Source organism: Wolbachia endosymbiont (group A) of Andrena fulva (genome assembly GCF_964026815.1).
Taxonomy (GTDB): Bacteria; Pseudomonadota; Alphaproteobacteria; order Rickettsiales; family Anaplasmataceae; genus Wolbachia; species Wolbachia pipientis.
Window position 1 is genome coordinate 1,329,276 of record NZ_OZ034701.1, and the last position, 14,745, is coordinate 1,344,020.

Annotated in this window: 14 protein-coding genes; 7 read left to right on the plus strand and 7 right to left on the minus strand. The window is 34.5% G+C overall.

The annotated features are described in order from the left end of the window. Positions 1–241 precede the first annotated feature (241 nt). A complete protein-coding gene (locus AAGD84_RS06730; RefSeq protein ID WP_080717625.1) occupies positions 242–535 on the minus strand; it encodes a transposase in 294 nt (97 codons plus the stop codon). A 348-nt stretch (positions 536–883) separates the two neighbouring features. Between AAGD84_RS06730 and AAGD84_RS06735 the strand changes: the two genes are divergently transcribed. The 3 genes from AAGD84_RS06735 to AAGD84_RS06745 are packed head-to-tail and all read left to right on the plus strand — an operon-like array spanning position 884 to position 4,288. Next, on the plus strand, positions 884–1,993 hold the full coding sequence (locus tag AAGD84_RS06735; RefSeq protein WP_264722876.1) for a PQQ-binding-like beta-propeller repeat protein: 1,110 nt from the start codon (positions 884–886) through the stop codon (positions 1,991–1,993). Next, positions 1,986–3,356: a dihydrolipoyl dehydrogenase gene (gene lpdA / locus AAGD84_RS06740; protein WP_264722877.1), complete on the plus strand. Its 1,371-nt coding sequence runs from the start codon at positions 1,986–1,988 to the stop codon at positions 3,354–3,356. Before AAGD84_RS06735 ends, lpdA begins: the two co-directional genes overlap by 8 nt. A gap of 2 nt (positions 3,357–3,358) precedes the next feature. After that, entirely contained in the window at positions 3,359–4,288 is a 930-nt protein-coding gene (locus AAGD84_RS06745) for a tyrosine recombinase XerC (protein ID WP_265038099.1), read from the plus strand. Here AAGD84_RS06745 and AAGD84_RS06750 read toward each other — a convergent pair. The 5 genes from AAGD84_RS06750 to AAGD84_RS06770 all read right to left on the minus strand — a co-directional run bounded on the left by AAGD84_RS06750 (position 4,285) and on the right by AAGD84_RS06770 (position 9,938). Then, entirely contained in the window at positions 4,285–6,108 is a 1,824-nt protein-coding gene (locus tag AAGD84_RS06750; RefSeq protein ID WP_341817982.1) for a hypothetical protein, read from the minus strand. The two genes, AAGD84_RS06745 and AAGD84_RS06750, sit on opposite strands and share 4 nt — an antisense overlap. Positions 6,109–6,193: 85 nt before the next feature. Beyond that, entirely contained in the window at positions 6,194–7,132 is a 939-nt protein-coding gene (trxB, locus tag AAGD84_RS06755; protein WP_341817983.1) for a thioredoxin-disulfide reductase, read from the minus strand. Continuing rightward, a complete protein-coding gene (locus tag AAGD84_RS06760; protein WP_012673206.1) occupies positions 7,119–7,718 on the minus strand; it encodes a peroxiredoxin in 600 nt (199 codons plus the stop codon). The genes trxB and AAGD84_RS06760 overlap by 14 nt, the downstream gene beginning before the upstream one ends. Before the next feature lie 875 nt (positions 7,719–8,593). Further along, entirely contained in the window at positions 8,594–9,466 is an 873-nt protein-coding gene (locus AAGD84_RS06765) for a hypothetical protein (RefSeq protein WP_007550039.1), read from the minus strand. 115 nt (positions 9,467–9,581) lie between these two features. Next, on the minus strand, positions 9,582–9,938 hold the full coding sequence (locus tag AAGD84_RS06770; RefSeq protein WP_264722881.1) for a glutaredoxin: 357 nt from the start codon (positions 9,936–9,938) through the stop codon (positions 9,582–9,584). Positions 9,939–10,006: 68 nt separating this feature from the next. Here AAGD84_RS06770 and ribF point away from each other — a divergent pair, with 68 nt between their 5' ends. Genes ribF through AAGD84_RS06790 form a run of 4 tightly spaced genes read left to right on the plus strand, consistent with a single transcriptional unit; the run spans position 10,007 to position 14,088 of the window. Continuing rightward, positions 10,007–10,939, plus strand: a complete 933-nt coding sequence (ribF, locus tag AAGD84_RS06775; protein ID WP_341817984.1) for a riboflavin biosynthesis protein RibF — start codon at positions 10,007–10,009, stop codon at positions 10,937–10,939. Next, entirely contained in the window at positions 10,936–11,412 is a 477-nt protein-coding gene (lspA, locus tag AAGD84_RS06780) for a signal peptidase II (RefSeq protein ID WP_006279329.1), read from the plus strand. The genes ribF and lspA overlap by 4 nt, the downstream gene beginning before the upstream one ends. Positions 11,413–11,441: 29 nt before the next feature. Next, positions 11,442–12,782: a pitrilysin family protein gene (locus AAGD84_RS06785; protein ID WP_341817985.1), complete on the plus strand. Its 1,341-nt coding sequence runs from the start codon at positions 11,442–11,444 to the stop codon at positions 12,780–12,782. Continuing rightward, entirely contained in the window at positions 12,769–14,088 is a 1,320-nt protein-coding gene (locus AAGD84_RS06790; protein ID WP_151807601.1) for a M16 family metallopeptidase, read from the plus strand. The genes AAGD84_RS06785 and AAGD84_RS06790 overlap by 14 nt, the downstream gene beginning before the upstream one ends. Here the strand turns inward: AAGD84_RS06790 and purN are convergent. Next, entirely contained in the window at positions 14,082–14,648 is a 567-nt protein-coding gene (gene purN / locus AAGD84_RS06795; RefSeq protein WP_264722883.1) for a phosphoribosylglycinamide formyltransferase, read from the minus strand. The two genes, AAGD84_RS06790 and purN, sit on opposite strands and share 7 nt — an antisense overlap. Positions 14,649–14,745: the final 97 nt, after the last annotated feature.

Genomic DNA, 14,745 nt, shown 5'->3' on the forward strand with positions numbered 1-14,745 from the left:
TTTAAGTAAATCGCAAGCTCCATAGTGATCAGACCGTTACTGTATTTTGCAGCTATGGCTTTTTTGCTGTTTATATTCAACATTACATGCAATTTTCTTGTCTGTTCATAGCCACGATATTTTCTGTCAGCGCTATTTTCCTTGCTGTGTGTTGTTATAAATGCTGATGCTTGTGCTATCTATGGCAATTTCGATATCTTCCATATTATTTTTATCAATTCTGCAATCATTGATCTTAATATTAAGTTTTTTTTGAAGCTTGCGAATAGCTGATAACTGCCAAATCTCTTCCTATTTGTTGCAAATATCCTTTTATAAACCCGACTGTTTGTCTTAAGCCAATTCTAAAAAGATTAACGATTATATGCACTAAAATCACAACTTTATCACTATAAATATAGTTGCCGCCCTGCATTTTTGGACTATTTTCATACCAATTTTCGATAGCTTTATCGATGTAACGAAAAATATTTCCTCTTTTTTCTAGAAATTTGTTATATTCATGGCAGTTACTAACTCTCATTTTTTGTGGCATATTTTTCCTTAAGCGGTTAAATGGCTATTTTATAATGAATTTTGTCAGTAGCCACCAGATTTTTTCAGTTGCGATGCAACAGAGCCATCCCAGTGTCAAGCACTGGGATGACAGGAAAAGAGGCTATTTGGATGACATCTTTCTTCTTGGTATAAATTACTTTTATATCTCAATGTTCGTACAGCTATGCAAGTTGCCGCATAGTGGATGAGCTCTAAGAGTATAGTTTTTTACATAATAATATAATATTTCGTTCATAAATTAACGTTTTTAACATGCAGCAAGAACATTTCCGTTGTAATTAAGGTTCTTAAGATGTATATTAATGAATCTTGTTTTCAATAAATAATGAAAGTAATAATTGTTATGATAATGTTATTGTGTAGCAGTTACACAATGGCAAGCGAGCGAATAATTCTAGTGGATAAAAAACTATCTCAAGGATATGTAGCTCCAGTGCTTACAGAAGATAGCGTTATTTTATCAGACAAGCACGGCGCTTTATATTCCTTTGATATTGATAACTCAAAGGCTATGAATTGGAAATTACACCTCTCACATAGGAAAAAAATTGGTAACATGAGCCTATTGCGTCACGGAGGAAATGTTTTCTTTATAGTGGATAACGTTCTACACACAATAGATGCAAAAACCGGCGAGATTCAGTGGGAAAAAGAATTGAGAGCTCCAGTAAGAGGGAAAGCAGCAGTAATAAATAATAAATTGGTAGTATTGACTATTGATAATTATCTGTACGTGTTTGATATAAAAGATGGCAGCTCCGTTTGGACTTATCAAAACGGTATCAATGAGGTTCGAGGTTGGTATTCCATATCGCCAGCAATTTCTAACGATAAAATAATAGCGCCATTTTCAAATGGTGAGTTAATAGCTTTTAATGAAGACGGTAAAAAATTGTGGAGCCAAAAATTGGCTACAAACCTTTTGGATACACAGCTCACAGATGTAACTACTACACCAAGAGTGCTTGGCGATACTTTAATAGCTACAAATAATTCTTATATTTATAGCATTGACGTGAAATCAGGAAATATTTTATGGTCAAAGTCACTGCAAGTAAAAAGTGTATCAGACATTGAATCATATTACAGTCCTCTCATTCCTGTAAAGAAACAAAAAGAAGGCGGAAGAATTTTTATAGTTACTAAAGACGATAAAATAATTGGCCTGGATATAAAAAATGGAGAAACAGTCTGGGCATCTGATTTAATAGAAGATACGCAACTATTTGCTCCAATTATGCATGCCCATACACTGTGGGTGACAAGCAATAAAGGTTCAATGTTTGCTTTTCAGGGATCTGAAAGTGCAGGAAAGGTAGTCAAAGTACCTGGTAATGTGTTTCACACTCTAGTGTTTACTCACGATAAAATATATGTAACAACTGAGGGAAAAGGTGTTTATTCTTTAGAAAATAGGTTTGTTCTTTATGATTGATTATGACCTGATTGTTATAGGTGGTGGCCCAGGAGGCTATAAGTGCGCTATCGCTGCTGCAAAACTTGGATTGAAAGTTGCCTGTATAGATAAAAATAGCATTTTTGGTGGTACGTGCTTGCGAGTTGGGTGCATACCCTCCAAAGCATTGCTCCATTCTTCCTATCAGTATGCTCACACGAAAAATGATCTGTCGAAGCTTGGCATAAAAATTAAGGACGCAAGTTTCGACTTAAAAGAAATGCTAGGCTATAAGGACGCCAGAGTTCAGGAACTTGGAAAAGGTATAGAATATCTGTTTAACCTTCACAAAATCACTAAAGTCAATGGGCTTGCTTCTTTTGACCAAGGTAATCTTGAAGTTTCAGTTGAAGGTAAGGTGCTGAAGACAAAAAATATAGTAATTGCAACCGGTTCTGACGTTATTTCTTTGCCAGGAATTAATATCGATGAGAAAAGTATTATTTCATCAACTGGTGCATTATCTTTAACTGAAGTACCAAAAAAACTTGTCGTAATCGGAGCCGGGGCAATAGGGCTTGAAATGTCTTCTGTATGGAGCAGGCTAGGGTCTGAAGTCACTGTAGTAGAATTTTTTGACAGAATCGCTGCAGCAATGGATGGAGAATTAAGTAAGTCTCTACTTTCTAGCCTACAAAAACAAGGAGTAAAATTTTTACTCAGCACTAAAGTTGAGGAGATAAAACAAAATAGTAATTCTTTGAGTGTGGAAGTTTGCTCTGTAAAAGATAATCAAACAAACACTATAGAGGCGGATAAGGTGCTGGTTGCAGTAGGTCGCAAACCATGCACTGAGGGTCTTGAAAAAATAGAGAAAGACAGTCGTGGTTTCGTTCAAGTTAACAACAGATATGAAACTAATGTGAAAGGAATATTTGCTATTGGTGATGTGATCGGTGGAGCAATGCTTGCTCATAAAGCAGAGGAAGAAGGGGTAGCAGTTGCAGAGATAATCGCTGGGCAAGTACCTCACGTTGATTATGGAATCATACCATCTGTCATTTACACTCACCCTGCGGTTTCCTCGATTGGTAAAACAGAAGAGGAACTCAAAAATGCTGGCCGTGAATACAAAGTGGGTAAGTGTCAATTTGCTGCAAACGGCAGAGCAAAAATCACTGATGATGCTGAAGGATTCGTGAAAGTGCTGACTTGTAGCAGAACAGATACAATACTAGGTGTGCATATCATAGGAGCATACGCTGACACGCTAATAAACGAAGCAGCGGTTGCAATGGCATATGGCGCAGCAGCAGAGGATATATACAGAATTTGTCACTCTCATCCTGATATAAATGAAGCCTTTCGAGATGCGTGCATCGATGCTTTCTTTAAAAAGTAATCGTGGACCTTGGTTCAATCATTGAAAAATGGTATGAGTGGCTGAGGTGCAACAGATCTTATTCACCAAACACTTTAGAGTCATACATGAGGGACTTGAAGGATCTTATAAGTTTCCTAAATACTCACATTGGTGGAGAAGTAAATGTCGGCACTTTGGAAAAATTGAGCGTACCTGAGTTAAGAAGTTGGCTTACCTCTCGTTACGCAAGAGGTGTGAATGCAAGATCTAACGCTCGTGCATTGTCAGTAATCAGAAATTTTTTCAAGTACATAAAAAACAACTACAATATAGACAATAAAGCTGTATTTTCCTTATCAAGGCCAATTCAGAGAAGAACTCTGCCCAAAGCATTATCAATACCTAATATAAAAACTTTATTGAAAGAAATGAAACTATCCGACCTGGGCGAACCTTGGGTGATAAAAAGAGAAATTGCAATTATCGTCCTGCTATATGGTACAGGCTTAAGAATCAGTGAAGCGTTGAACCTTAGGGTTAGTGATATTAACAATGAAAGTTTAATAGTAACAGGTAAGGGAGATAAACAAAGGCAGGTATTCATTCTTCCGGTAGTAAAAAAGTGTATACAAGAATATGTAAAAGCCTGTCCTTATCTTGGCACTAATAATGAAACACAATATCTTTTTTTGGGAGTAAGAGGAAAAAAATTGGGAAGAACTTATGTGGCTAATCGTTTGCAGAAAATAAGGAGAATATTAAATCTGCCAGAAATCTTATCTCCACATGCATTTCGTCATAGTTTTGCTACTCATTTGCTTCAGGAAGATATTGATATAAGATCAATACAACAATTGCTTGGTCATTCGAGTCTTGAGACCACTCAAGTTTACACTCACCTCAATTATCAAGATGTTTTTAATATGTATAAAAATTTTCAGCAGAGTTTGGAGAAGAAATCAAAACCTTAACTTCGTTCTAAATCACCAAGCTGAGTGCTTTTAACGTTGCTAAGTGTTGTGTTTGCTTTGTATGAAAAGTAGCATCCAATTGTAAAAAAGGCAAATGCAGTTACAGCAAGTGGAATACATATTTCCAAATTAGGTATTGTTAAACATGCACCAACAGCAAACGCTCCAGACAACACAAAAGAAGCAGAAGCGTAGTTGCTTTGTTCTCTATCAGAAGAAATTGCTTGCGAGGGTTTTTCGTTTTTATTACTCAGACTTTTAGTACGGAGCAGTCTATTTTCTGATGAAAGCCTATCTCTTTCTTCCCTTACTTGTTTCAAATCTCTTTTTAATTGTGAAATTTCAACAGTGTCACTTGCTCTTCCATACACAATTCTATTAAGTCGAGTTACTTCACTATTTAGATCATTGATTTTTGTTTTTTGAGCCGATTTTTCCTGTCTTACTTGCCCTAAATCTCTTTCTAATAGTGAAATTTTGCTAGTTTTATTCGTTAGCTCTTGCTCTGTTTCTGCAAGTTGAGCTTTTGTTCTTTCAAGTTCATCGACAAGCTCTTGTACAAACTCCTCAGAATCTTCTGGTATATTATTCGTATTTGCAGGAAATTTTTCATTTAGATAATTTTTAACGGACTCAGTTGGCTCACTAGCATCTCTCAATGCAGCAGTAACAATTGCACGATTTATGAAGCAATTATCCTTTACCAATTCTTTTACATCATCTAGATCTTTTCTATTAATAGTATCAGTTAATCGCTCTGTAATAGCTTGTTCAATTATTTGCTTCACCCATGAATTTTTCTCTATATCTTGTATTGGCTTTATTTGACTAAAATCTAGCTCTTTATGTTTTAAAAGTTTTGTCAATACTTCTTTGTTATCTGATGTTATTCCTTGTAAACATGATTGAATAATTAAGCTAAGCGGCGTTTCTATTTCTTCACTTTGGCTTCTTTTCCAGCAATTAGGGTTAAACTCTTGATTTAATGGTCTTTTCGCTTGGTAAATGTTTCCGCTAGAAAGAGCACCTAATAAATCTCTTCCTTTTTGTGCTTTTTCAAACTCCAATTTTATTACATCTCTGGAACTTCTTTCAAGACAACCTTCAGGGCTGTTATGTTTACAATTTCTAATATCAGTTTCCACACCTGGGTGCGTGAGCAATATTTTTACCATATCTCTAGCTCCAACTTGGCAAGCAATATGTAAGGCTGTATTTTTTTGTATTAAGGGTGTCCTTACCTCCTCCTTTACACCGTCATAGCTTTCTGTCAAAACCTTGAAACCAATATTTTCTTCATGATATCCTACAAAATGATCAGTAGTAAACCATATAGGTTCATTATCATCTTTCGTTACTATTTCATTACTATCAATGTACTTGAATTTACTAGCGTTTATTGATCTCCGTCCATTTCTTAGTGTAAAGCGCTTGGAACCCGAAAAACCATCACGTACTATTTCTTTTCCAAGGTATTGAAAAACTACATGACCTTGGCTGTCTTTCTTTTGCCTTTCCTCATAAACATATTCCCTATTTTGAGCGTTAATATCGATACTGCTATTTTGTATAAGCAATTTAGCCATTTTTTCTAACATGGGTTGTCTACCATAAGTGACATCACAGGCTCTAGCAATAGACATCAAAGGTGTCATGCCTTCTTCATCAAACGCATTAACATCCGCATCTCCTTCCAAAGCTTGTTTAAAAGCTTCTAGGTTTTCATCATCAATAGCTTTAAATAACTTTTGTGTCGGTGCATCTAGAGTTCTCTGATATCTGTAACCATTAGTATTTGTCCTATTCTCTCCATAAGGCATATTAAACCCATCTAATAATTTACTAACATAATTATGTAAAAGAAAAGGAAAATTGCAAGCAATTTATCTAAAATCCTAGAATTAACTACGACTCCAAAAACTTTTCTGCATCAAGCGCAGCCATGCATCCTGTTCCTGCTGCAACTACTGCCTGACGATATACCTTATCTTGAACATCACCTGCAGCAAACACTCCTGCTTTACTAGTTAAAGTTGTTCCAGGTTTTGTAATTATATAACCCTGCTGATCCATTTCAACAAAGCCTTTAAAAATACCTGTATTTGGTGCATGCCCAATTGCAATGAACACTCCATCCACTTTTAATTCTTGAGCTTCCGTTGATTTAACTATAATACCAGTAACTTTTTTCGGATTTTCTTCTCCAAGAATCTGCTCTACGGTATGGTTCCACATTACTTTTATTTTATCATTTTTAAAGAGCCTATCTTGCATTACTTTTTCCGCTCTCAATTTATCACGCCTGTGTATTAATATCACTTCTTTGGCAAATCGAGTTAAAAATATTGCTTCTTCAACAGCAGTGTTTCCACCACCAATCACGGCTACAACTTTATTCCTAAAAAACGCACCATCACAAGTTGCACAAGCTGAAACTCCGTAACCTTGAAATTCTTTTTCACTCTTGAGACCAAGCCATTTTGCTTGCGCACCGGATGCAATTATAATTGCATCTGAATAGTAGTCATTAGTATTACCAGAAGATCTAAACCTATACTCATTAGAATCCTCAAGTTGTTCAACGCTTTTTATCTCATCATCTATTATTTTTGCTCCAACCTTTTCTGCATGCAACCTCATTTGCTCCATTAGTTCTGGACCCTGTATTGAAACAAAACCAGGATAGTTTTCAACATCTGTAGTAATTGTAAGCTGACCACCAGGCTGCATTCCCGTTACTATAATTGGCTTTAAGTTTGCACGTGCTGCATATATAGCGGCAGCATAACCCGCTGCCCCAGATCCAATAATAAGAACTTTTGTACTAAATTTATAATTCTTCACTGTATGAGTTTAGATAATCAGCTACTCCTTCATCGCTTGCCTGCATTGCTGGCTTACCTTTTTTCCACCCTGCTGGACACACCTCACCATGCTCTTCATTATGTTTAATTGCATCAACGATTCTAACGAATTCATCGATATTACGCCCTAAAGGCAAATCATTTATCGATTGATGACGTACAATAAATTTATCATCAATAACGAAAGTTGCTCTCAGCGCAATTGAGTCATCATATAAGACCCCATAGTCTCTTGATATAGACTTTTTGATATCAGACACTAAAGTGTAGCTAATCTCTCCAATACCACCATCATTAACTGGGGTGTTTCGCCATTTATAATGTGAAAATTTTGAATCTACACTTATTCCTATCACTTCAACACCACGCTTTGCAAACTCATTTATTCTATTATTGAGCGATATCAATTCAGTTGGGCAAACAAAAGTAAAATCAAGTGGATAGAAAAAAAGGACAGCATACTTATTTTTTATGCGCTTACTCAGACAGAAATCATCAACAATTTCTCCGTCAGAGAGAACAGATGAAGCAGTAAAATCGATAGCAGATTTTGTTACAAGATTCATAATTAACCTATTCTTTTAAAATAACTTCAATTTTACATCTTGATAAACTTATATGCAAGTTTTCTTTGGTTTTAGTCCTATAAAAACTTCCTAAAATAGCTCTTCTTTTTTACCGATAAGATACAATCCAGGTTGGAATACTGAGTTGGTGAGTATAAAATTCTACGTCATGCCACCGCGAACCGTCATACCGCCACGAACCGTCATACCGCGATTCATTCGCGGTATCTCTAGATCCCGCTAACAAGTAGCGGGATGACGGTTGTCGTTTAGCTATAAATGTTAAAAAATTTGCCAAACGAAAAAAAAGGCAAAAGAAGCCCCGTGGTTGGCTAATTACTTACATTATACTTTCAAGTATGGCGTTTTTTTATTCTAAACGTTTAATAACCGCGATTCAGTTGCTTTTAAGCCGCAACTAATCTAAATTATAAACATTAAGAAATTTACTAAACAGAAAAAAAGGCAAAAGAAACCCTAGGGTAGCTAGTTATTCACTATCCATTTTTTAAGTTGGCGTTTTTTTATGTTTTAAATGCTTTATAAGCGCATTTTAGCTTATATTAGGTAAAAACCTAGAACTTTATAAAGACATAAGGTGCACATAGTGCAAAAAATTAAACATGAGACGCCAGATACGTGAGTTTTTTTGTCATTTAATCTGTACAGAGAAGATAAATAAATAGCTTCAGTTTCATGATAAGGGAGTTGGCGGAGTTTGTCAAGTAAGTTTTTCGCTTCTGCGGGCTACTTGAATAACGGCTACAATGTTCATACAGCTATGTACATAGCTGGAACCCAAAAAAAGAACCAAGTAGCCTTGGCTACTTGGATGACAAAAGGTAATACAAGAAATCTATTGGCTCTCGTATATCTTAGTGAAACTTAACAAGTTTATCTATAGTTTTAGTGATGATTCTTGGAGTATCCGGAGAAACTGCTGAGCTCAGCCTATTTAACCGCTCTATAGCGAACTCGCTATTCTCATTTGCTATGAAATCACATAAAATATTTTCTATATCCTTAGTAACACTTTCATGCTTTCTCAGAGGATGATTATGTGGATACCTACTGATGGTTTTGATACTGGAATACTCAACAAAAGCTTGATCCTTAAAAGCAAGTTGTCTCAATTTCTCTTTGAATTTTCCTTCTTCCTCTTTTGCTAAAAGGCGAGACTTTATCAGTGATTTTATAATCAAATTTATAGCTTGATGTATTTCAGAATGCACTATAACTTTAATGGTATTTTCTTCTACTATACAATCATAAATATTTTTTTCGCTCTGTAACGACTCTATTAATTTCTTGCTACTTTGTGAATTCAATTCCAAATTCTCCTCACTCATAGGAGTTATTATGAAGGTGTTCTTACTCACTCTGATGTTAAATTGTGGAGAGCCTTCAGAAAAGGAAAATGCTACATCCTTAAATTCAAGTGCATGATTGTATGCAGCAAAAAGGGTGTGTGCTATAACACTGCTGGGCACCTTCATTCCATGTTTACTCAGGTGGTTCAATACATTTTCAACCTCATGATATGTAAAGTCTGTATCTTTTAGCAATTCAACAACTTCTATGCCGTTGTGTTGTTTATACTCTATTCTCACTTCTTCTGTAAAAAGTGTTTTAGCTGCTATATGTTTATCAAGCACTGTGAAAATCTTGATGAAATTCTCTAAATCTTGTTTGTTAACTAATTCGATACTAATTAAGTTTCTGCTAATAATTGAAATATTTTTTGTCATTTTTTCCCACTAAAAAAACTCACTGAATGAATTGTATTTTTAATTCATTAAGAATTGTTTAAAGTGAGCATACTAGTTTTCATTTACGTATTACACGACAAAACAAGATAAAAAGTTACATAAAATCATCATGTGGTATAACACACTCTCCACATTCATCATTGCTGTTTGTGTAGGTTGTGACATCAGTGTGATTGTCATTATTATTTAGCATATCATCCAACTTTCCTTCTTTTTCAAGATCCATCAATTTGTCGCTTCCTGCAATGTGGTCTATATAGTTGCCATTTTCATCAGCAATAAAGATCTGTGGAACTGTTCTAACGTTATACTTTGATTTTATGTCGTTAAATAGATCTGAGCTTTTGAGCACATCGATTTCTTCATACTTCACACCTTTTTTATCTAGTAAATCCTTTGCCCTTATGCAGTATGGACAGCCCTTCTTTACATATATCACAACATTTTTCACAATTTATCTCCGTAGCTTACTAAAATATAGTTATTATATATAAGAAACATGTAAAAACATCAAATTGTATGAAAATTATTTATAATTGTGAGCAAGGAATAGAAAATAATATAGCACTAACCTTCGGAAATTTCGATGGCATTCATTTAGGACACGAGTTTGCAATTTCTACTCTAAAGAAGGTAGCACAAGAAAGAGGATTACCCTCTGCAGTTTTAACTTTTGAGCCTCACCCATCAACTGTTTTATTTGGTAGAAACAATTTTAGGTTAATAGACCAAGAACAAAAAAAGGAACTAATCAGCAGCTATGGTATAGATTACTTATATATTATTAATTTTAATAGAGGTTTTTCTGAGGTTAGCTGCGATGACTTTATCAGTGAGATTTTAATAGATAAATATGGCGCTAAACACATAATTGTCGGAGAAAATTGCACTTTTGGTCATAAACGATTGGGTAATATATTAACTCTAGAGAAATATTCTGAAATATATGGATACTCTTTGACTAAATTAGAGCCATTAACAATTGACGGCAAAATTTGCTCTTCTTCTTCAATAAGGGAGTATGTACAAAGGGGCGAAATAGAAATTGCTAATAAATTGCTCGGCAGGCCTTATCAAGTTTCTGGTATTGTGACAAAAGGTGCATGTAGAGGTAGAGAAATAGGATTTCCAACCATAAATATTCCTATAGAAGATTGCATGATAAAACCTAAGTTTGGCACATATTACGCTAGAGTGACTTTTCCTGATAGTAATCCAAATTGGTTATATGGAGTAGTCAATATTGGTATGAGACCTACTTTTAAGGATCTGAAAAAGCCTATAATAGAAATGCACATATTCGATTTTGATGAAGACGTATATAGTCATAAAGTCAATATACAACTTTTAAAATTCATAAGGTCAGAAAAAAAATTCCATAGTATTGAGGAGTTAACAAAACAGATAAATTATGATATACTTAAAGTTTATAGGTTAAAGGCAAATTTATGAAAAAGTTATGCTTAGTTGTTATATTAATTATAGTATTGATTGACCAAACGAGCAAATTGTACATAAACTCATTGATTGATGAAGGAGAATCAATTGAGATCGCTAGTTTTATAAAACTAGTTGAAGTTTGGAATTCAGGTATTAGTTTTGGAATGTGTAGCGCTTTACCACATGGCGGTTTCTTTTTTTCAGCATTTTCAATACTAATAATTGGTATACTTGCATATTTGATATACAAGTCTGACGATCAGTCAACTTACCTTGGTTTTTCTCTGATGATTGGTGGAGCAATCGGAAACGTAGTTGATAGGATCTATTGGGGAGCTGTATATGATTTCATATATTTTCATATTGATGATTGGTATTGGCCAGCCTTTAATTTAGCAGATTTATCTATAGTTTGTGGAATGTTTACATTGTTATATAAGTGGTATATATACGATATGCTTATTTCTAAACAAAATGAGGAATAAAATAATTGTTTTTATATTAGGTCGAAATAATGCTTCATAAGTTTTTTAGTTTTCTTATACTACCTGTACTTTTTTTTACTTACCCAATTTCTTCGAATGCTTTAAACATAGAGCACAACATAAAATATACTAAACTCAGTAACGGACTAGATGTTTATGTTGTTTCTAATCATCGGATTCCAGCCGTTTTACATGCAGTAATATACAAAGTTGGGGGAATGGATGATCCAATCGGCAAAGCAGGATTGGCTCACTACTTTGAACATTTAATGTTTGAAACTACAGGGAAGTTCACAGATATAGAAGCCACTATGAGTAGCATTGGGGCTCAATTTAACGCATTTACCACTAAAGAATATACCTGTTATTTTGAGTTGATCCCCAAAAAAGATTTACCACTTGCAATGGAAGTTGAAGCAGATAGAATGGGCAGCTTTAATGTTACTCAAGACAAAATAGATAGAGAAAAAAACATCGTATTAGAAGAAAGAAAGATGAGATTTGATAACCAACCTCATAACTTGTTATGGGAAGAAATGGATAGTGCATTTTACCGTACTGGCTATGGTAGGTCTGTTATCGGCTGGGAGAGCGATATCAAAACTTACAATTTGGATGACATAACGAGGTTTCATGATAACTATTATCACTCCGGCAATGCAATATTACTGATTGTGGGTGATGTGGAACTTGATGAAGTAGTGAAATTAGCAGAAGAAAAATATGGCGAAATTAAAGCTAAGCCTGTAATGAGAAATTACCCAAATCAGGATCCAGTGCATAATGCAGGTCTATCGGTGACCTTAGAGAGCACTGAAGTAAAAGAATCAGTTTTATATTTTCGTTATCGTGTTCCCTTATTTGATCACATAAATGAAGCCTCTGCTGCTCATTTAGCGGTTGACATTTTAGGTGGCGGCAAATCCAGCAAACTGTATAAAGATTTGGTTTTAGATAAAGATGTGGCAGTATCAGTGTTTGCTTATTATAATAGCCTAGCTTTTAGTGATGGCTACATTGATATTATGATAATTCCAAAAAGTGGCGCTAATTTAGATATTGTTGAAAGAGAGTTAGATAATGCTATTAATGGCTTCGTATCTAAAGGGGTGACGAGCGAGGAATTACAAAGCTCAAAATATAGGTATAAGGCAGCACAGTTTGATAATCTATCTGACTTAACTCATATAGCGATGTTCTATGTGCCACACCTTGCACTTGGTATTCCACTTGATGAAATAGATATTTCATATAGCAAGATTAATGATGTCAATCTAGAGGATGTAAATAATAAAATCCGTGCTATTTTTTCTGCTAATAAGTTAATTGGTCGTTTATTACCAAAAGGAGATAATAATAAGAATAAGTAAAATTATATTTCTATTTTTTTTCTGTCTAGGCTTTAATTTACAAGCAAGTGGTAACCTAAATATAGAGGAGGTCACTACCCGTAAAGGATTTAAGTTTTTATTTGTAGAAAATCATGATTTGCCAAAAGTTTCACTAAATATATCGTTCAAGGATGCAGGTTATGTGTATGAGAATAAGGAAAAACAGGGGCTTGCTTGGTTTACTTCTCTTGTAATCCAAGAAGGGGCAGGAAAAAATGATGCCAAAGATTTTGCGAAAAAGCTTGAAGATAAAGGGATTAGTTTAAATTTTATTGCTGATTTAGAAGCATTTAGGGTTTCATTAAATACTTTGTCTGACAATCTAGAGGAAGCAATTTCATTACTGAGCGATACTATAATGCGTCCTAAAGTTGACCCTGAAGGGTTGAATAGAGTTTTCGAGAAAGCCAAAGTTGATTTTAATAATCTTGAAAAAAATCCTTATTTTGTTGCTGGAAAAGAATTAGATACGTTATTGTTTAAAAAACATCCTTACTCAAAAAGTGTGTATGGTACTCTTGATACTATAATGAGCATTACTAGAGACGATGTTTTAACATACATAAAGCGTAATTTTGCTAAAGATAACATAGTTATCAGTGTTGCTGGTTGTGCAAAAAAAGAAGAAATTATTACGCTATTAGATAAATATTTATCTAAATTGCCGTCAAAAAGATCAAAAGTTAGAAAAATACCTGTAAAAAATAATTTTGGTTCTGCAGAAAGTAAGAATATTTTTATGGATATACCACAGAGTGTGATACTTTTTGCTCAAAAAGGTATAGCTTATGAAGATCCTAATTATTATAACGCTGGTGTCTTAATTGATGCACTTGGTGGCATGAGGCTGAATTCAATATTAATGACAGAACTGAGGCAAAACTTGGGTATTACTTATGGTGTTTATGCAAGTATTATTTCCAATAAACATGGAAATATTATATCTGGATTTATAAGTACTGATAGTTCTACTGCTGGCAAAGCTATATCAGCAGTAAAAGATACATTTAGCAGAATAAAAAAGCAAGGAATTGACGAACAATTGTTCAAGGATGCAAAAATTGGCTTGGTAAATAATCTTGTCCTTTTCCTGTCCAATAACACAAATACAGCAACGCTGCTAGATAATATGCAGATAAATGATCGTGATGTTAACCGTATAAATAATTATGCGAATATCATTAATGATGTTAAATTAGAGGAAGTAAACGAACTGGCAAGTTCTTTACTGGAACCTGAAAATTTATTTTTTGTTGAAGTTGGAAAAAACGCTCAGGGTCAATAATTAATACTTTCTGCTATTGATCTTACTGCTTCTACATAGCACTTATGCTCCTCAGCTAGAATGCGTTCTGAGAGGCTTTGAATATCATCAGCTGGTAACACTGGTACAACAACTTGAGCAATTATGGCTCCAGCATCAACTTCAGGAGTGACATAATGTACAGTACAACCTGTAATTTTTACACCTGCTTTTAGAGCTTGCTCTTGAGCGTTTAGGCCTTTAAAAGACGGAAGTAAAGAGGGATGAATATTTATCACCTTGTTATGCCATTTACTCAGAAAATCAGCTTTGAGAATTCTCATAAACCCTGCAAGGCAAATTAAATCAACCTTATGTTGAACAAGTATTTCGTGAATTTTACCAGCATCAAGCGGTTTATCTTTAACAATAAACGCTGAGATTCCTGCTTGCTCTGCTGTTTTCAGACCAGCAGCTTCGCTATTATTTGTGATAACACATGCAACTTCTGCGGGAAAATTCTGATCTTGACATGCTTCTATTAAGGCCTGCATATTCGACCCCCTACCTGAAATTAGTATTCCGAGTTTTATCTTTTTCATTATAGCACAGTTAGTTTAGAATTTAGTTAATACTAACAAAACAGCTCAAAAGGAAAACTTATTTTATAGCAAAGAAGGCAGACTAAACTCTTTATAT